The organism is Tenacibaculum aiptasiae (assembly GCF_965221665.1).
Classification (GTDB): domain Bacteria; phylum Bacteroidota; class Bacteroidia; order Flavobacteriales; family Flavobacteriaceae; genus Polaribacter; species Polaribacter aiptasiae.
In genome coordinates, this window is sequence record NZ_CBDCSN010000003.1 from 1,001,802 (window position 1) to 1,020,695 (window position 18,894).

General features: G+C 29.5%; 15 protein-coding genes. 10 read left to right on the forward strand and 5 right to left on the reverse strand.

Annotated features, from left to right (window positions below; all coding sequences use genetic code 11):
* Positions 1–105 precede the first annotated feature (105 nt).
* From ACOQN8_RS16245 to ACOQN8_RS16255, 3 genes are read left to right on the forward strand one after another with little or no spacing between them, the layout of a single operon-like run.
* Entirely contained in the window at positions 106–627 is a 522-nt protein-coding gene (locus ACOQN8_RS16245; RefSeq protein WP_420553473.1) for an RNA polymerase sigma factor, read from the forward strand.
* A gap of 53 nt (positions 628–680) precedes the next feature.
* Positions 681–1,586 (forward strand): FecR family protein, encoded by a 906-nt coding sequence (locus tag ACOQN8_RS16250; protein WP_420553474.1) that lies wholly within the window; start codon positions 681–683, stop codon positions 1,584–1,586.
* Positions 1,587–1,605: 19 nt separating this feature from the next.
* The gene (locus ACOQN8_RS16255; protein ID WP_420553475.1) at positions 1,606–4,275 is read left to right on the forward strand and encodes a TonB-dependent receptor; all 2,670 of its coding nucleotides are present in this window, start codon (positions 1,606–1,608) and stop codon (positions 4,273–4,275) included.
* A 76-nt stretch (positions 4,276–4,351) separates the two neighbouring features.
* On the opposite strand, the gene ACOQN8_RS16260 is transcribed toward ACOQN8_RS16255, so the two are convergent.
* From ACOQN8_RS16260 to ACOQN8_RS16270, 3 genes are all read right to left on the reverse strand, one after another.
* Positions 4,352–5,575: a MalY/PatB family protein gene (locus tag ACOQN8_RS16260; protein WP_420553476.1), complete on the reverse strand. Its 1,224-nt coding sequence runs from the start codon at positions 5,573–5,575 to the stop codon at positions 4,352–4,354.
* A gap of 293 nt (positions 5,576–5,868) precedes the next feature.
* Complete coding sequence (locus tag ACOQN8_RS16265; RefSeq protein WP_420553477.1) at positions 5,869–6,885, reverse strand: hypothetical protein; 1,017 nt, start codon at positions 6,883–6,885, stop codon at positions 5,869–5,871.
* Positions 6,886–6,977: 92 nt separating this feature from the next.
* Positions 6,978–7,499 (reverse strand): hypothetical protein, encoded by a 522-nt coding sequence (locus ACOQN8_RS16270; protein WP_420553478.1) that lies wholly within the window; start codon positions 7,497–7,499, stop codon positions 6,978–6,980.
* A 163-nt stretch (positions 7,500–7,662) separates the two neighbouring features.
* Between ACOQN8_RS16270 and ACOQN8_RS16275 the strand changes: the two genes are divergently transcribed.
* Both ACOQN8_RS16275 and ACOQN8_RS16280 read left to right on the forward strand, forming a co-directional pair.
* Positions 7,663–8,925, forward strand: coding sequence for a sensor histidine kinase (locus ACOQN8_RS16275; RefSeq protein ID WP_420553479.1), 1,263 nt, complete (start codon positions 7,663–7,665; stop codon positions 8,923–8,925).
* Entirely contained in the window at positions 8,918–9,607 is a 690-nt protein-coding gene (locus ACOQN8_RS16280; RefSeq protein WP_150899499.1) for a response regulator transcription factor, read from the forward strand. Before ACOQN8_RS16275 ends, ACOQN8_RS16280 begins: the two co-directional genes overlap by 8 nt.
* A gap of 25 nt (positions 9,608–9,632) precedes the next feature.
* Here the strand turns inward: ACOQN8_RS16280 and ACOQN8_RS16285 are convergent, their stop codons facing one another.
* On the reverse strand, positions 9,633–11,615 hold the full coding sequence (locus ACOQN8_RS16285; RefSeq protein ID WP_420553480.1) for a GTP-binding protein: 1,983 nt from the start codon (positions 11,613–11,615) through the stop codon (positions 9,633–9,635).
* Between the two features lie 211 nt (positions 11,616–11,826).
* Between ACOQN8_RS16285 and ACOQN8_RS16290 the strand changes: the two genes are divergently transcribed.
* The 3 genes from ACOQN8_RS16290 to ACOQN8_RS16300 all read left to right on the forward strand — a co-directional run bounded on the left by ACOQN8_RS16290 (position 11,827) and on the right by ACOQN8_RS16300 (position 13,152).
* On the forward strand, positions 11,827–12,387 hold the full coding sequence (locus ACOQN8_RS16290; protein WP_235274863.1) for a Crp/Fnr family transcriptional regulator: 561 nt from the start codon (positions 11,827–11,829) through the stop codon (positions 12,385–12,387).
* A 107-nt stretch (positions 12,388–12,494) separates the two neighbouring features.
* Positions 12,495–12,911, forward strand: coding sequence for a DoxX family protein (locus tag ACOQN8_RS16295; RefSeq protein WP_420553481.1), 417 nt, complete (start codon positions 12,495–12,497; stop codon positions 12,909–12,911).
* Positions 12,912–12,954: 43 nt separating this feature from the next.
* Complete coding sequence (locus ACOQN8_RS16300; RefSeq protein ID WP_150899503.1) at positions 12,955–13,152, forward strand: tautomerase family protein; 198 nt, start codon at positions 12,955–12,957, stop codon at positions 13,150–13,152.
* 60 nt (positions 13,153–13,212) lie between these two features.
* Here ACOQN8_RS16300 and ACOQN8_RS16305 read toward each other — a convergent pair whose 3' ends face one another.
* A complete protein-coding gene (locus ACOQN8_RS16305) occupies positions 13,213–15,132 on the reverse strand; it encodes a hypothetical protein (protein WP_420553482.1) in 1,920 nt (639 codons plus the stop codon).
* Positions 15,133–15,520: 388 nt separating this feature from the next.
* On the opposite strand from ACOQN8_RS16305, the gene ACOQN8_RS16310 reads away from it, so the two are divergent.
* Both ACOQN8_RS16310 and ACOQN8_RS16315 read left to right on the forward strand, forming a co-directional pair.
* Entirely contained in the window at positions 15,521–16,327 is an 807-nt protein-coding gene (locus ACOQN8_RS16310; RefSeq protein WP_420553483.1) for a helix-turn-helix domain-containing protein, read from the forward strand.
* Between the two features lie 118 nt (positions 16,328–16,445).
* Positions 16,446–18,638: an Ig-like domain-containing protein gene (locus tag ACOQN8_RS16315; protein ID WP_420553484.1), complete on the forward strand. Its 2,193-nt coding sequence runs from the start codon at positions 16,446–16,448 to the stop codon at positions 18,636–18,638.
* The last annotated feature ends 256 nt before the right edge of the window (positions 18,639–18,894 follow it).

Genomic DNA, 18,894 nt, shown 5'->3' on the forward strand with positions numbered 1-18,894 from the left:
TTAAACATTTGATTCAACATTCTATTACTTTTAGTACAGCAAAAATACATCTTCCCCTATTCTTTAAATCATTTTTTTTAGATTTGTCCTACTATAATTTTGTCAATGTCTGAACAAAAAAAATCTGTTTGTGAAGAAAAGAATTTCGATTCTTTATTTAACACCTACTACGAAACTGCCACAAAGTATATTTATTACAAATGTGGTAATTTACAGCAGGCAGAGGACATTGTACAAGATGCTTTTGTAAAGATTTGGAAAAAGTGTGCAGAAGTAATTTATGAAACAGCAAGAGCTTTTTTATACACTATTTGCAATAATGCTTTACGCAATGAGTTTGCTCATAAAAAAGTAGTTTTGCGTCATGAAGCAATCCCCAAAAGCGATAAAGATCATGAGAGTCCCGATTTTATTTTAGAAACTGAAGAGTTTAGAAATAAACTGGAAAACGCTATTTCAAACTTATCAGATAAGGAAAGAGAAGTTTTTTTATTGAGTAGAATTGAAAAGAAAACCTATAAAGAAATTGCTGAAATTACGAACATTACAGTGAAAGCTGTTGAAAGAAGAATGAGCAATGCTTTTATCAATTTAAGAAAGACTTTAGGAAAAGATTTAAAATTTTAATAGGGTAATTAAATATATAACGGTACAATAGATAAGAGCACTAAATAAAAGACATGAAAAAATACGAAACAGATAAATCTTTTTTAGCACGTTGGGCTGCAAATGAATTGAGTGAAGACGAACTTACTGAATTCATGCAAACTGACGCATACAAAGATTTTAATCGTATTAATGAATTTGCTCAACAGTTTAAAGGACCTAAAATTGACAAGGAAGCTGCTTTGTTAAGTACAAAAGCTAAAATGAAAAGAGGAAAAGTAAAAACACTCAATAAAAGCTTTTGGTTTTCTGTAGCAGCCTCTATTGCTATTCTTATTTCTGGTTACTTTTTAATAAATTCTACTAAAAACTATGTTACAGGTATTGGAGAACAATTAGCTATTGTTTTACCTGATGGTAGTGAAGTACAATTAAATGCAAACTCAAGCTTAGAACACAAGCGCTTTTTTTGGACCAACAACCGTCAACTAAACTTAGAAGGAGAAGCATATTTTGAAGTAGAAAAAGGGAGTGATTTTAAAGTAATTACTAATTATGGTAATGTAACTGTATTAGGAACTAAATTCAATGTAAAATCTAGAACTCATGTTTTTGAATTAAACTGTTATGAAGGTAAAGTTCGATTTGATCAAAAAGACAGCCAAAACCAAAGGATTTTAACTGCTAACGATAAAATTATTATTGAAAAAGAAGTAATTTCTGAATTAAAAACTCAATTTAACAAACCAAATTGGATGGAAGGAATTAGTCTATTTAAAGACCGTCCTTTACAAGATGTTTTAAATGAATTGAGTAGTATGTATAAAATTTCTTTTAAAACTAATAAAATTGATACAACACAACGTTTTTCAGGAAGTTTTACTCATAACAATTTAGAAAATGCGTTAAAAACTACCCTTACTCCAATGGGGATAGTTTACACATTATCAGAAGATAAAACAATTGTATCTTTGCAATAATTAATTTTTTTCCCTTAGAATGATTAAAAAATCAATACTAACTATAGTATTTTTATTTCTCGTTAATTATACTTTTTCTCAAGAAAAGTTTGATGTTTCTTACAAACAAACTTCTCTTCAACAAGTTATTGCCGATTTAGAAGCTAAAACAACTTTCATTTTTTCATACTCTAAAGAAGTAATTCATAAAAAGGAAGTTACGTTTACTAAAGAAAAAGTAACTATTAAAAATATTCTTCCTGAGTTAACAAAACAAACAGGTTTACTTTTTGAAGTTCTTAGCAATAAGCAAATCATTATTAGTAAACCTAGAAGAATATGCGGTTATATTGTCGATGCTAACACTAACGAAGCTTTAGCGTATACCAATGTAATTATAAATAGTAAACTATATACTACCACTGATGAAAGTGGTTTTTTTAGTTTTGAAAATCCTCCGAAAAATTCGGAAAAAATCTCGCTAACTTTATTAGGTTACCAAGACAAAAAAGTTACTTTAAGTACTAATGATGATTGTAAAACACTACACCTTCATCCGCAATCTTCTCAACTTGATGAAGTTGTCGTTTTAGGATATATTACTTCTGGTATTGATAGAAACAAAGACGGCTCTATTTCTGTAGATTCAAAGAAATTAGGAATTCTTCCTGGATTAGTAAGCCCTGATATCTCACAAAGTATTCAATTAATACCTGGTATCTCTACTTTAGATGAATCTGCTACAGGAATACAAATTAGAGGAGGTTCTCCTGATCAAAATCTAATTTTATATGACGATATAAAGCTATACAATACTGGATATTTATATGGAATGTTTTCACTTTTTAATCCTTTTGCTACTGAAAAAGCAACTATTTTTAGATCAGGAACAAGTGCCAGTTATGGTGATAGAATATCAGGAATCATAGATATTTCTAGCGGTACTGATATTCCTAAAAAAACTGAAGGAGGTTTTGAAATTGACGGTTTATCTGTTAACGGATATGTAAAAACTGCTCTTTCCGATAAGTTAGCTGTATATGCTTTTGCTAGAAGATCTTATAACGACATTGTAAAAACTCCAACTTATAACAGTTATGAAGATAAAATCTTTACCAACTTTGGTGTTGTAAAAGATATAAATGGTACTTCCTTGGTTTTGGAAACTGATGATGATTACAGCCCTGAAACCAGCACAAATGATTTTTCTTTTGCCGACTTCAATTCTAAAATAATTTATAAGCCTAATGAAAAAAACACTATTTCTTTAAGTGGTTTATATACTAGAAATCGTTTGGATTTTAACTTTACTGGAGGTAATGAAAAGCTCATAGATTCACTTAAAACTCAAAATAAAGGCTTAAGTTTTAATTGGACACATATTTCTAATGAAAAACAAAAAGAAAAGCTTACAGCTTACTATTCTGAATACAATTCATTGTATCAAAATAACGAAATCAAAGATGAAACTGGTAACGGTATTTTAGACTTAGCTGAGATTAATATTCGTAAAAATGATATCATCGATTTTGGTTTAAACTTCACTTCTACAACTCAAATAAAAGATTTTCAACAACTAACTTTAGGTTATCAACTCTCTTATACTGATCTAAATGTATTGATAAGCAAGGAAAATCCTGTAGAAAATAAATTAGAACAATCAATACAAGACGATACCAACTTAAAAAATGCTTTATTTGGAGAATATACTTTTAGTTTTAAAAATAAAGGATTTGTAAATGGTGGACTTAGATTTGTGCACTACAGTTCTTTAAATAAATTCTTGGTCGAACCTCGTATCAATTTAGAATATCCTATAACTAGTAGTTTACGATTTAAAACCGCTCTAGAAAAAAGAAATCAGCCTATTTCTCAATTGGTTGAGTTTAATCACACAGAACTTCGTTTAGAAAATGAATTATGGCGGTTATCTGACGGGGAGCAGTTTCCTTTATTAAGTAGTAATCAAATATCCGGTGGATTATTATATCATCATAAAAATTTAAACATCGATATTGATACTTATTATAAAGAACTAGATGGCTTAACTACGTTTACTAGTGGATTTAGTAATCCGTTAGAAAATCTTGAAAAAGGTGAAAGTAATATTAAAGGTTTAGATCTTCTTTTAAAATATAAGTGGAATCATTATAAAATATGGGCTGGTTATACTTTTAATGACATTACTTTTAAGTTTCCTAACTTAAAAGATACTTCTGATAACTTCCCAGGAAATAACGATATAACACATCATTTTAGAATTTCTAATACTTTACAACTTAAAAACTGGCAGTTTTCTCTTGGATGGCAGTTTAGATCAGGAAAACCTATTACACCTGTAAATAGCTATGTTATAAAAATAGATGCCGATGGTGAACCTGCTGGTGTTGTTAATTTTGGTGCTATTAACAGTGAGCGCTTGCCTGATTTTCATCGTTTAGATGCTTCAATTTTACATGATTTTAGTATCAATACTAGAAATAAGAAATTAAAAGCTCAATTAGGTATTTCTTTCTTAAATATATACAACAGAATTAAGCCTTTAAACCTGATTTATAAAGCTGAACGTAAGCCTTTAGACGATGGTGGTATTGCTATTGAAGGAACTACAGGTAGTACTCCAGAGGAATTAGAGGTTATTTTAGAGCAGGTTATTCAACGATTCTCTTTAGGTTTTACTCCTAATGCCGTTTTTAGAATTTACTTTTAATTTTTATAACTATATACAAACACAAAAGCTTAGAATAGAATTCTAAGCTTTTTTATTTTCTAAAAGTTTTGTTTCTTTAACAAGAGCAGCAATTATCTGATGCTGTAGTTTCTTTAAAAGAGTCATCTACTCCATTATCAATAGCACTTTTTAATTGCTGAAATGCCCTTTGAATTATTGAAAATGGCGAAGCTATATTCATTCTCATAAATTGTGTATGTCCTTTTTCAAACCAATCACCTGGAGTTAAAGCTAATTTTGCTTGATTTACAACTAAATATTTCAATGCTTTATCTGACAACTTCAACTTGCTAAAATCTAACCAAATTTGATAGGTTCCTTCTGGTTTGTAAAGAATAACCTCAGGTAATTCTTTTTGAATATAACTTTCAACCCAATTTAATGTTTTCTCTAAATAAACTAATAAATCATTTAACCACTCCTCTCCTTCTTTATAAGCTGCAATAGTAGCATGTGCTGAGAGGATATTTCCATGATCTAAATACAAGGATGCTACACTTGCTTTTACCTGTTCTTTAAAATTCTCATTAGGAATATATAAATAACCATTAGAAATACTTTGCATTCCAAATGTTTTGGCTGGAGATCCTATAACTGCGATATGTTTTTCACTGTTTTCTATAGATGCAATACTATTAAACTGAGAGTTTGAATACACAATATCTGAATGAATTTCATCACTAATAATAGTTACATTATGCTCATTTGCAAGGTTTACCAGATTTTGTAATTCCTCCTTAGTCCATACTCTTCCCACTGGATTATGCGGATTACAAAGTATAAATGATTTTACATTTAACGTTTTAAACTTGCGTTCAAGGTCTTCAAAATCCATTTCATAACGCCCGTTTACTAGTTTTAATTTGTTCTGAATTACTTTTCTACCTGCCGATTCTATTAGCTTAAAAAATTGATGGTATACAGGTGTTTGAACCATAATACTATCGCCCTTTTCTGATAATTCTCTAATTAGAACTCCAATTCCCGTTAGTACACCAGAAACTTGTACAAATGATTTTGGATGTAACTTCAGGTTATTGCGTTTGAGATTCCAATCTGAAATAGCTTTAAAAACTTCTCCTGTATTGAATTCGTATGCATATACGTTTCTATTCATTAATTTTTTCAAAGCTTCTTGGATGGGTTTTGCTACTTCAAAATCCATATCTGCTATCCATAAAGGCATAACACCTGTTGCTCCAAACATTGCTTTTAAATAACTTGAATTACTCTTTGTAAAGTTATTTTCTACTGTGTGTACTGTATCAAATTGATTCATTCATTTTGATTTTTATAGTTAAGTAGACTTATCAATTTAAATATGATGTGCTTTTTATCATATAAAATATAACTCTCTTGAAATGAGCTTAAAATTTAAGCTATTATATATTAATTTCAAATTTTTATTATATGATTTTAGCCTGTAACATTCAATTAAAAAACTACCTATTTTATATTTCTTATTTTTACTTTATGATTGAGATAAAATCCATAATTATATCTATTACCGTATTCATAATTGCTATTTGGTTTACACGATTCTTAAAAAAGAAAAGAGATAATTATTAACTTCTATTTTTTATGAACTCCAACAATAATACGTTCAACTATTTGTTTTGCAGTAGTTAGTGTTGATAAATCTTTAAATAATTCTCCTGTTTGACCTGAATGGTGACCACGTCCTATTAACTTCATCAAATAATACTGCTCTTTATTAAAGTTTAAAAGAGTTTCAAATACTATTGATGGTTGCCCCAACTGTCCTGTACCACTATGATATGTTTTATCGTTTGGAAAATTAAACTCAGAATAAAACTCATTATCATCAAAAGCTACATTCAATTCTATTTTTAGTTTTAAACTAGAAAACTTGTTTATTGAAGTTATTAATTTAAAATTATTGGTAATTGTTTCTCCAGTTATTGCATCTGGAAATATGTCATTACTCGAAGGAACGTACATACCATCGGAATACTGAACTCCTCTTTTATGAGACCAAACTGGTAGTGCATTAACCCTTCTATAGTTTCCTACTGCATTCTTAGTTTCATCAAAACTTTTAAAATTATCTTTACTTCTTCCTCCAAAGAAAAGCCCTTTAGCTGTTGCTTTAGAAACAAATAAAGTTTCTAAATAATTGCCATTTTTATCTTCTAACCATATTGCCATTTGGGGATGCCAATAATGCTCTGATTTTAATAAATCAATAGATAATTTAACATCTCTATCCATATTCATTTCAATGATTTCATACTCAGACAAATTCATTTTTTGCTGTGATGTTGCCTTTTGCTTTGCACCAAAATCCATCATAGAACTAAAAGGAAACATTTGAAAGTATGCTGCTAATACAAAAATGAAAGAAACAATAGACACTACTAAAAACACTCTTCCTTTACTATACATTTTAAGTGAACGAAAGTTATTTTTTAAATGAAATATCGCGCCAATTGTAAATAACAATCCAAATCCTGTATGTAATGTTGCTACTACTCTAGAATACGCATTAAAATATGATAAAACACCTGTAATTAATAATACAATAAAGCTTAGCCCAATTGATAAACTGATGATTTTTCTAAAAGTCATGAAAATTGATATGGAAATTAATAAATAAAGAACCTTCTCTTATTGAAGATTCTTTATCTCAAAAAAGCATTGATAAGAGCTTAAAATGAAGATTATAAAAGTTTGTTTAATGATGCTATTCTTTCACTTAAATAAACGATTTGTTGTGCCTTATTTTTAGGTAAAGTAAAACCTTTCATTTTATAATTTAACTTTTCTGAAAATGCTCTTTCAACAATATTTACTTCTTTCACAATAATTTGTAAGCTTTCTTCATCAGATTCCCCTACAATTCCATGTATATCATAAGACCTTGAATCAAACTTAGGTTTCGTAGACTTTTCCATGTTGGCCTTTAAACCAATTAATTCTTTACGTAAATTAGTTATTACTTTAGCTTCTCCAAACTTTGTTTTTGCTCCTCTGCAAGCTGAAGGAGTACAACCAGAAGTAGCAGCTGTTGCTTTTACTTCTTTACAAGAAGTTTTTTTATTCTTTGTATTATCTTTAGTACAAGTAACTTCATCGCTCTTCTTTTCTCCACAACATGAAGATTGAGCTATAGCATTGGTACTAAATAACATTCCTATTACAAATAAGGAAAACAACATAATTGATTTAATTCTTGGTCTCATAATTTTAGTTTTAATTATCTCTCATTCCTTAAGAGATCTTGTTTATAAATGATGTACAAAGTAAAAGAAGAACTCGCCCTATTTGAGTTATAGCGAGGTTATATCAGGTTAAGACGAGGTTAAAATTTAAGACTCAGAAAAAATTATATATACATTTGTTACTGTGAAAAACAAAAAATTATATTGGTTTATAGCTGTTGCTTTTATTCTTTTGATTAGTCTATTAATCAACCAGTTACTTTATGTTTATAACGCAGCTATAACACAGCAAGAGTATTTTAATCAAAAAGCAGAAGTTATTTTAGATAGCATCGTTTCCAAAGTTTCTGACGATTACGATGTATGTAAAACTGTTAAAGAAGCTTTTAACACCAACGGTAAAGAGCCTTGCTTTAAAACTTCAAATAGCCATTGCAGTAGAGAGTTTAAATCTAAAAAAGAATGGCATAGTGTAGACTCTATTATTAAAACTGAATTAATCGCTAATAATTTAGACTTAAATTATAAATTTGATTTTTGTCAGATTTCTACAATCCCCAATAATAAAAACACCTACACTAAAAAACTAGACCAAACTATTAATAGATCTGGTTTGGCAATGCAATTGGAGTTTCCTTCCAAATCAAATTTTTTATTTAAACAAATCAGTCCTGTATTTATCTCTTCTGTTTTAATTATCTTATTTATTAGTGTGGTTATTGTTTACCTTTTTCATCATTATAAAAAAGAAAAAAGAAACGCTGAAAAGACTAAGGAATTTTTAAATAACATGACTCATGAGTTTAAAACTCCTATTGCAAATATTGCTTTTGCTAATAATTTTTTAAAGCGTAAATCTAAAAACATAAGTCCTGAAAATATTAGAAAATATACTGAAATTATTGATTTTGAAAGCAAAAAAATCATGATTAGCAGTGAAGATATTCTTGAATTAGCGAAACAAGAATATAATTTTTCAAAACTAAAATTGAATTCTGTTGATATTCATAAAATCATTTTTAACCTTCAAAAAAGCTTTAATTCTTCTAATCAGAACATAAATATATCTCTGAATTTAACAGCAGAAAACTTTATTATCAAAGGAAAAGAATCCTTTATTCAAAATGCTTTATCAAATATTCTAGACAATGCTATCAAATACTGCAAACAGCAACCTAATATTAGTATTTTAACAGTAAATAAAGAGAAGCAGTTAATTATTTCTATTGAAGATAATGGGATTGGAATTCCTAAAAAGGAAATCGATCTAATTTTTGAAAAATTTTATCGTATTTCTACAGGAAACCTACACGATGTAAAAGGTTTTGGACTAGGATTATCCTATGTAAAAATGGTCGTTGAACAAATGAGTGGCACCATTGAATTACAAAGTAAAGTAAATGTAGGAACAACTTTTATAATTAAACTTCCTTTAGCATATGAGTAATAAAAAAAGAATTTTGTTAGTAGAAGATGATGTAAACCTAGGCTTTATGTTATTGGAATACCTAGAAGAAAATGGTTTTAATGTTAAGTTGTATAGAGATGGAGAATCTGGCTATAATGCATATACAAATGGTTATTATGACTTTTGTATTCTTGATCTAATGCTTCCAAAAATGGATGGTTTTACACTAGCAAAAAAGATAAGAAAACATAAAATTAAAACTCCTATTTTAATGCTTACGTCTAGATCAATGAATGAAGATAAATTAAAAGGTTTTAAAATTGGTATTGACGATTATGTAACCAAGCCCTTTAATGAAGAGGAACTTGTATGTAGAATTAATGCAATACTTAGTAGGTATGAAATAAATAAATCGCAGTTTGTAAAAGAATATACTATTGGTCAGTTTGTTTTTAACAGAGCTAATCTAAGTTTAAATGGTTTTAACGACTCTAAAAGACTTACCAAAAAAGAGGGACAGATTTTAGCTTTATTATCTAACTCAAAAAATGAAATTGTTGAAAGGTCTGAAATACTAAACAATGTTTGGGGAGAAGACGATTATTTTACAGGACGAAGTTTGGATGTTTTTATTAGTAAACTGCGTAAATATTTTAAAGAAGACCCTTCTATATCTATAGAATCAATACCAAATGTTGGATTGATTCTTAAAGTTGAATAAAAAATTCTCTTTCTTTAATTAACTACTAAATCACACGCTCATCTGCTTTATAAGCTCCACGACGATGTAATATCCACTGAGCTTCATCTAAAGGATTTACTCCTTTATATTCTCTAATCACTCCTTCTCCTTCTGGACAAGTATCGTAGCCATAAAATTGTAATCGTAGCCTTAATTTACCTCCTGTTATAGCATTAAGTTTAATGCTTAAATCTAAGGAAGTTGCTACAGGAATGGTTCCTTTTAAACTAAAAATATCGTCTTTAAACTCTGGAGAATCAAAAATAGCTCTTCGAGTACTTAATTCTGAAACTATTTTTCCTAATAAAGCTTCTTTTGCTTTGATTTCAAAACTTAAGATGGGTTCTAATAAGTGAGTTCCTCCCGCCTGTAATCCCTTCATAATTCCCATAGGAGTTGCTAAATTAAAATCACCCGGTCTTGAATGCACATTATGATCCTCTCCTTTTATTAAGGTAATCTTTACATCGGTTACCTCCCAACCCAATATTCCCTGTGCTAATGCTTTTGGTACTGTACGTTCTACTTCATTTTGATACTTAATATGCACATCGTTCTGTGATACAATAGAACTATAACTCACCCCTGAATTTAAAGGTGCTGGCTCAATTAAAAAAGTCATGATTGCCCAACAAGGTTTTGGCATCCAATACCTAATATAGCCTTCTGCTTTTGTACTAATTGTTTCTTTATATACCACTTGTGGCTCTGTAAAACTTGCTTTGATTGAAAACCTGTCTTTTAAAACATGTTCTAAGATTTCAATCTGCATTTGCCCCATTAACAACAACTGTAATTCCTTTTCTGCTTTAAACCATTTAAAATTTAAAGAAGGATCTTCTCTATCTATTTGCTGAAGTGCTTCAGCTAAACTATTATAATCGGCTTTATTTTCTGGAACTACTTGAACACTTAATACAGGTATATGCAATTGTGGAAGCTTAGGAATACCTTCTGGACTACCTAAAATATCTCCCGACTTTGTTCCTAAAACTCCAGTAATTACTCCTATATCTCCCGATTTTAAAACTACATTATCAATATACTTGGTGTGATGTAGCTGTTTGGTTTGATTAATTTTAGTTTCTAATTGCTGTGTATGGTTGTAAATTGTTGTTTTTGAAGATAATTCTCCCGAAAAAACTTTTACATGTGCCATGGTACCATACACCTTATGATGTTCTAACTTAAAAACAAAGGCTGATAACTCTTCTTTTGCTATTACTTTAGAAGTAGGACAATAAGCTATAATTCCATCTAATAAATCAGTTACTCCTATGTTATTTTTGGCTATTCCAGTAAATATTGGAACTATTTTATGCTCTTTCGTTAGTTTAGAAATACTATTTAAATATTCTTCATCTGTTATAGCTTCTGAATTTAAAAAGCGTTCTAATAAATCCTCTTCCCCTTCTAAAATATGTTCAATCGATTTTTCTTTAACTGTTGTATGAGCATCCGTATTAAAAACAGGAATGGTTGTAGCATTGGTTAGCCCATCGTTTTCTGACGCATACAATACAACTGGTTTAATTTTTAAATCCTGCTCTAATTGCGCTACGGTAGCTTCTGTATCTGCTCCTTGGCGATCAATTTTATTAATAAAAATAATAGTCGGTATTTTCAATTCTTGTAAAGAATCCCAAATATTTAGCGTATGCGCTTGTACTCCTTCCACTGCCGATACTACTAGTACTGCGGCATCTACTACACATAATGCTCGTTCTACTTCACTAGAAAAATCTACGTGCCCTGGTGTATCAATTAAATTGATTTTTGTTCCTTTCCACTCAAAAGAAGTAGTTACTGCTTTTATAGAAATGCCACGTTCTTTTTCAAGATCTAAACTATCAGTACTTGTCGAACCTTTATCTACACTCCCCAAAGTTCTAATGGCTCCTGAATTATATAAAAAATGTTCAGTAAGCGTTGTTTTTCCTGCATCTACATGAGCCAATATCCCTATATTGATTGTTGGTTTTGTCATTATTTGGAGTGTTTTATCAACCTTTTTAATTAAGTAGGTTCACTAGAAGTAATTACTACTATCTACTCTACAAACTTACTATATTTAATACTTCTTTGTAATACTGAGTATCTTTTATTTCAAGCTGTATTTTAAATTAATTTTAAAAGTGAGGTAGATCACTTCTTTTTTATTCATAATTCCTCATTTTTGTTTTTTAATACTATTTGTAATGCACCCACTTAGACAACATATAGAAGAAATTATTTCTCTTTCTGATGATGAGTTTGACTTTGTTTTAAGTCATTTCGAACATACAAAGAAGCGTAAAAACCAATATATTTTACAAGAAGGCGAAATTGCTAATAAAGAATATTGGGTGCTTAAGGGATGTTTAAAAAGTTGTTTTTTTGATGACAATGGTAAAGAACATATCTTACAATTTGGTATGGAAAATTGGTGGATTACTGATTATGAATCATTTGTTAAACAAAGTCCTACCAAACTTTCTATTGATTGTATTGAAGATTCTGAACTTTTATACATTACCTATGAAAATAGAGAGAAACTAACTCAATCTATGCATAAAATGGAGCGATTTTGGGCTAAAAAAAGCAAATATGGTCGTATTGCTTTACAAAATAGAATATTATCTCTCTTAAAAAACTCGACTAAAGAACGTTACGAATTACTTTTAAAACAATACCCTAAACTTTTTCAACGAGTTCCTAAAAAACTAATCGCTGCCTATCTAGGTGTTTCAAGAGAAACTCTAAGTAGGTTAAAATCATAATTGTTTTAATGTGATGTTTATCACTCATTAATCGTGATTTACCTCCTATTAGATGTCTCTGTTTTACTTGAATTTTGTACTGATATTAATTCTCAAAATTTTAAAACATGAACATCTTAGAAAAAATTCAAAACAAGGAAATAGGTATTCTCATTCAAAGACTTAGTATAGGATTACTTATTCTTTTTCATGGTATCGCCAACACAAGTGCTAACTATTCTTTTATCAAAAGTTTATTAAGTAGAATAGGATTACCTGAATTCATTGCCTATCTAGTTTTCATTGGAGAAATCGTTGCCCCCATTCTTATTCTTATTGGTTTTAGAGCTAGACTTGCTAGTTTTATTCTAGCTTTTAATATGCTTATTGCCATTTTAATGGCACATGCTTCTGATATTTTTGCTCTGAATAAATATGGTGGTTGGGCTATAGAACTACAAGCCTTATTTTTATTTGGAGCTACCTCTATTATATTCTTAGGAGCTGGTAAACACGCTATTTCTACAAGTTCTAAATGGGACTAATTATTATTTCAATTACAACATATTAATCTTAATTCATAAAAACATGCCATATATTAATTTTAGAATCACCGACGAAAATGTAACTCAAAAACAAAAAAGACTTTTAATTGAAGGAGCTACCCAATTGGTTGTAGATATTTTAAATAAGAAACCAGAAACCACTCATATAGTTATTGATGAAGTTCCTATGGGAAATTGGGGCTATAATGGGAAACAGTACTTAGGTAGTAAAAAGGAGTAAAGTTAGTAGGAAGTAATGGCTTGAGCTATGATTATACTAACACATTACTTCCTCTACTTTTTAGTTTAGCTTTTCTATGGTTATTGTTTTTTTAGTAAAGAAGAAGATTCTATTTTCAATCTGATCTATGATAAAATCATCCTGATCTTCATTTAACTTGGTTACTAGTTTTTCATCTCCACTATCAACAAACAATCGTATTATTTTTTTGGTATCATCCTTATCATTAGCTACAGTTACCAATAAACTGTTGTTATTCTCTTGCCCTTTTTTATAACGACTAAATATTTGCATTAAACTCGAATTGAAGTCCATAACATTCAATTTCGTTAGTTTTCCTAATGTTCCTTCGTAAGATTGATAGGTTCCATATACATCAGAAGCCATCGTACTCAAAAAACCTAGGTCTTTTGTAACTAATACGTTTTTAAATGTTTGATTTAATTGACTTCCAACAAAACCTATAGCTGCTGTATACACACCTAGACCATCTTGTACAAATCCAAAAGCTTTTTCAAAAAATGATCGGTGCTGATTTGATGGATATTCTCTTTCGTAAATTAAGTTTCCTTTAAAATCGAACAGGTAAAACTTATTATCGTAATGCATAAAATATCCTTTTTTACGAATATCTAAATCTGGAATTTGTCCTTTAAAATTAAACTTGAATGATGATTTTGGTAAAGAATCATTGATGTTGAATACGTACAACTCATTTTCGTTATACACAGGAAACTGTTGCTTTTTTTGGTCGTACCAAATTCTAAAAAAATGCTTTTTTAATCTTAAGTTTCTTACAATAAACCCTTCATCGTTTAAGGCGATTTCTTTATCCAAAGCTTTCCCAGTAAATAAATCAATAATATTTGCCTTAGAAGGTGTTATGTATAACACTTTGTCTCCTTCATTAAATAAATGTATTGGATTTTCATTAGGCATTAGTGAAATTCTTACAGACTTTTTCCACTGCTTTTTCCCTTTTGTGTTAACAAAATTCAATTCCTTTTCTTGAACAACTAAATATCCTTTTTCTATTGGAACTATCTTTCTTATTAAGGGTAATAGCTCAGGTTTTTCCCATTGCTTTTGGCCTAAACTATCTATTACATTAAATCCTTTAGATGTAATAACCACCATTCTTTCATTATCGACAATTGTATTCTTTATGTTACCTACAATTTTTATAGGGGCTTCCCATACAGGTTCCATAGAATTGGTGTGCTTAGCAAAAATTGCAGTTTCTTCGTTTAGCTTTTTTAAAGCTATCTTATCTGTAAATACAAAGACTACATCTTTTTCTCTATTCATCTCTATAGTATTCACATCCTTTTGGTGAAATACTATTTCTCCAGTAAGCTTATTTATTTTTAGGAGCTGTTTATTATGTAACCAAAAAATATCTCCTTGCTTATCTAACATTATTTTTTCAGTGTCTAGAAAAGCTTCTTTAACTGCCTTGAAAAAACCACTTTTAGTTAGATCATTTTCCCAAATAAGTTTTCCATTATCGTAATTGTAAAGAGCCAATACTACTTTCTTCTTTTTTAATCCATTGACCAAAATAGCATCTTGCTCTGGTATTAATAATGTTTTATTTACAGCTTTAAATCCGTGTTTTTCTGAGTTAAAAAGTATTTTACCATTGATACTATTTAAGATAATTCTAGAAACACCTTTTGTTCCAAATGCATTGGATAATAGTTTAGAGCTAATTAAAGGATCTTTTTCAAAAATAACGATAGGTGTAAAAGGAATTTCTTTGTAGGAATCCATATCTACCTTCTTCAACTCCTTATTTTTCCATGCTACTTTCTTACTTTCTGGATTGACTGCTAAAACTTCTTTCTTTGTTTTTACTATTAACATTCCAGTATTAGAGTTGACTACTTTTCCTTTTATTTTAGCTTTCGTAGTTATTACCTCCTGTGCTATAGAAGATTGGATACTAAAAATAAATAAGAGAATAATTACTTTTTTCATATTATATAAACTGAATATTTTGTGCTGTTAAACTGCCAACTACTACTAACTGCGCATTAAAAATACATATAATTAGCAGTTAACAACATGCTACATTATTCTTTTATATATAAAAAACAAATAGAATATTGTTATTTCATTTACCCCCTAAATTTTAACTGTTAAAAATCAATTTTTATACTAAGCTTAACATTTTATCAATATTTTAAAAATCACCTTTGTTTTCTTTTATATCAACCCCCAATTGCTATGCATTCTTTCAAAAAATATATTGAAAGGTTTATCAATTTTAAGGATGATTAATTCTATTTAGCTTTCGTTTTTTCCCTTCTACAAAAAACAAATTATGGTATAAACCATATTCACCTAAGCTATAAAAGAATTAAACATGTATAATGTTTGTAAACCAAAATCAGAAATTCTAAAAAAATATATTTCTGAGTTCACGCTCCTTAAAAAAGAAAATTTTAAACTTATAAATTACCTTGCGTTCCCCCACAACAATAGTGCTATTGTTTTTCTATCAAAAGCAACCGTAAACTACAATGATTATAAAATAACGGTAAATCAAAATCCAAATAACGTACAATCTGTCGTTGCACTAGGAAAATATTTACATCCTGTCCATTTATTTTATTTAGATGCTGTAGATGAAATTTGTATCAATTTCACGCCCACTGGATTGAACTATTTTTTCAAACAAAACTTTGAACAAGTTGCAGGAAAACCTTTCCAGTTTGTAGATAATGATATTTGGACCAATTTTTCTCAAAAACTCTACAGTCATCCTAAAGAAGAAAGAATTGAAGTACTCGAAGACTTTCTCTTATCGCAACTACAAAAGAAGGATTTAAGTACCATTGAGCAAATAATTAGCATTTTAAAAAGTGATTTATCTATTAAAATCAAAGACTTGGCGGCTAAAGCACATGTATCGCAAAGAACAGTTAATCGTTTATTTCATACTTACTTGGGATGTTCTCCTTCAGCATTCAAAAAAATACAACGCTTTAGAAATGCCATCGCTATGAAAAATAACCACAATTCGTTAACAGAAGTCTCTCTGTTAAACGAATACTATGATTCTGCTCATTTCAACCATGAATTCCAGGAACTTACTAATACAAACCCAACATCATTCTTCAATCAAGTATCAAAAGTTGGCAATAAAAAATTTCCATACATTTTTAAATAATGTCCGTTTTATACAATTTTTCATTTTCTTTTTTTTAGAATTTTGCTGGACAAAAATTTAAGTAAAAGGATAGTCTTCCTCCTATTTAACTAAGTAAAAATAAAAAAGTTAAACACCTATGATTAGTAAAAAGAAAAAGCTTACCGCTATTATTTGTTCATTTGTTTTGTTCCTAATAATACAATCGTGTAGCAGCGATAGTACGGGAAATTTAGTTGAGAATGACACCACACCCCCTGTAATCAAATCATTTACAGTAAATGATATTAGTAATGATAAAATTAAGAACCCAATAGTTATTAGTAATACTATTGAAATTGATGCCATAATTACCGATAATGTAGAAGTAAGCAATGTAGAAATTTTTATCGACGATATTAAAGTTATCAATACTACCAAAACTCCTTTTGAGTTTGACATTAATGTTTCAAAGTACGAATCGGGAGACCACAAATTAAAAATCAAAGCTCATGATGCCGCTGGAAATACAGCTATTTCTGATGCTATTCCGTTTATTATAGACAATGATTTACCTTCTATTACAGAAGTTTCTATTAAAGAAGCATCTATTATTAAGGGTACAAATACGCTAACCTTTAAAGTAAGTGATGATAATGGTATAAATAATGTAGCGGTGCTTTTTGACAATACACCGATTGCCAACATAACAGATGGAAAGTATAAAGTTAACTTACATACTGCCAATGTAATCGATGGTAAGCATACTATAGAAATTATTGCTACTGATTCTAATAACAATGTATCTAAAAAGCTGATTAATTTTACCTCTGATAATTCAGGTCCAAAGATTACCATTACAGCAATTAACGAAGGAAAAGTGATTTCTGAAGTTATTCAGTTTGCTCCGAAAGTTGTGGATGAATTTTCTGAAATCGCATCCTTTGAAGTATTGTACAACAACAAACGTATTCAATATTTTGACAACGCTACCATCAATCCTTTTGACTTCAATCCTAATGCCTATACTACTGGGAACGGCGCTTTTAAATTTATAGCAAAAGATGCTTTAGGAAATACGAGTGAATTAGCGATTAATACCAAGATAGAACATCTTTATGCATTAATTACTATTAAAATTCCTAGTGATTATTTTGCTTCAAACATTGCAAAGTCTTGGGTGTTTGCTTCAAAACCTGACGGAAGCCCTATCAACACAGTTAAAATAGAAACTGGTACTACAGAAGTAACCTTAAACTCAACAGAAGCATTTAGTGATACAGATGAGTTTATGCTAACTTTTTTCGATGTGTTAACCAATGGAGCTAATCGAATTTCTACCATTCAGAATTTAACTACAAGTTCTCCTGGTACTATGGAAGTACCTTCTAAAAATCCGTATACAAAAGATTCTGAAGAAACCTATGAATTAAAAAACTTTACAGCAAATCACAATATCTATTCAGAAGGAATCGATTATAAAGGTAGAAAACTAGGTAGTACGCAGTTTAAGGTAGACTATTTAGCTCCTAAGAAAACAAACCGTATGTATTTCTATTCGTATAATATTGGCGATCCTGCAACGAGTTATACTTACCAATTTGTAAATAGTCCTGTTAACAACGGTTTTAAAGTAAATAGTACCGATTTTGATAACCAAAACATAACTGTGAATCAATTTACCTTAAAGGATTATTTACCAGGTGCAGACCTTAGACCTGTATTAACTATCCAAGGTTTTGAAAACCAGAGTGATTATACAAACAATGTGTATCACCAAATATTTAATGCAAAACTAGGAAGTAGTACTTTGGGAACAAATAAGCCAAATGAGTATCCTTTAAACACCAACTTTGATGCATACAGACACCGTTTAGTTTCTAGAAATTATATTACTGAAAGAAAAGGAACTCCCTTAGCTAATTTTGAAAAGCCTAATTGGAATGTAAAATACAACACAGTTACTGGGAATACAGTTAAAATTACCACCAGTGGAGCTGCACATAATGTTGGTAGACTGTGGTTAAAAAACAAAATCTCTATAGGTGCTACCTACGATTATAGTTGGACTTTTGTATACGACAGTCAAAAAAACAGTAATCAAGTTATCATACCTACACTACCAGAAGCCTTAAAAAACTTAGATTTTTATAACTATAGTAAAAACACATTTTGGCAAACAAAACAAATAGAATTAACACGTTATGATAATATTGCTACTTATGAAGACTATGTAAGCACGGTTATTAAAAATAACGATCCTTATTATAAATCTTCAGATTTTGTAGAATCTGTATACCATGTAATTAATTATAAAGAGTACCCCGTATATTTAAAAGACTTATTCAATTAAGCAACACAAAAGGCAGCTAGTATTTAGCTGCCTTTTTTTATTAGTACCATACTCACACTAATTTTCTATTACTATACTTCATTTAATCTTATTACACTCCTTTACATGCTTTCTAAGTGATTTCCCTTATAAAAAAACAGGAAAATAACTTACTTAAAGTAAGGTTTTCCATAATCTTAACTCCACTCCCAACCTTAACTTCGGAAAATCAAACACTTAACACATAAATCAGTTATTTAACTGTTCAGGGAAGCCC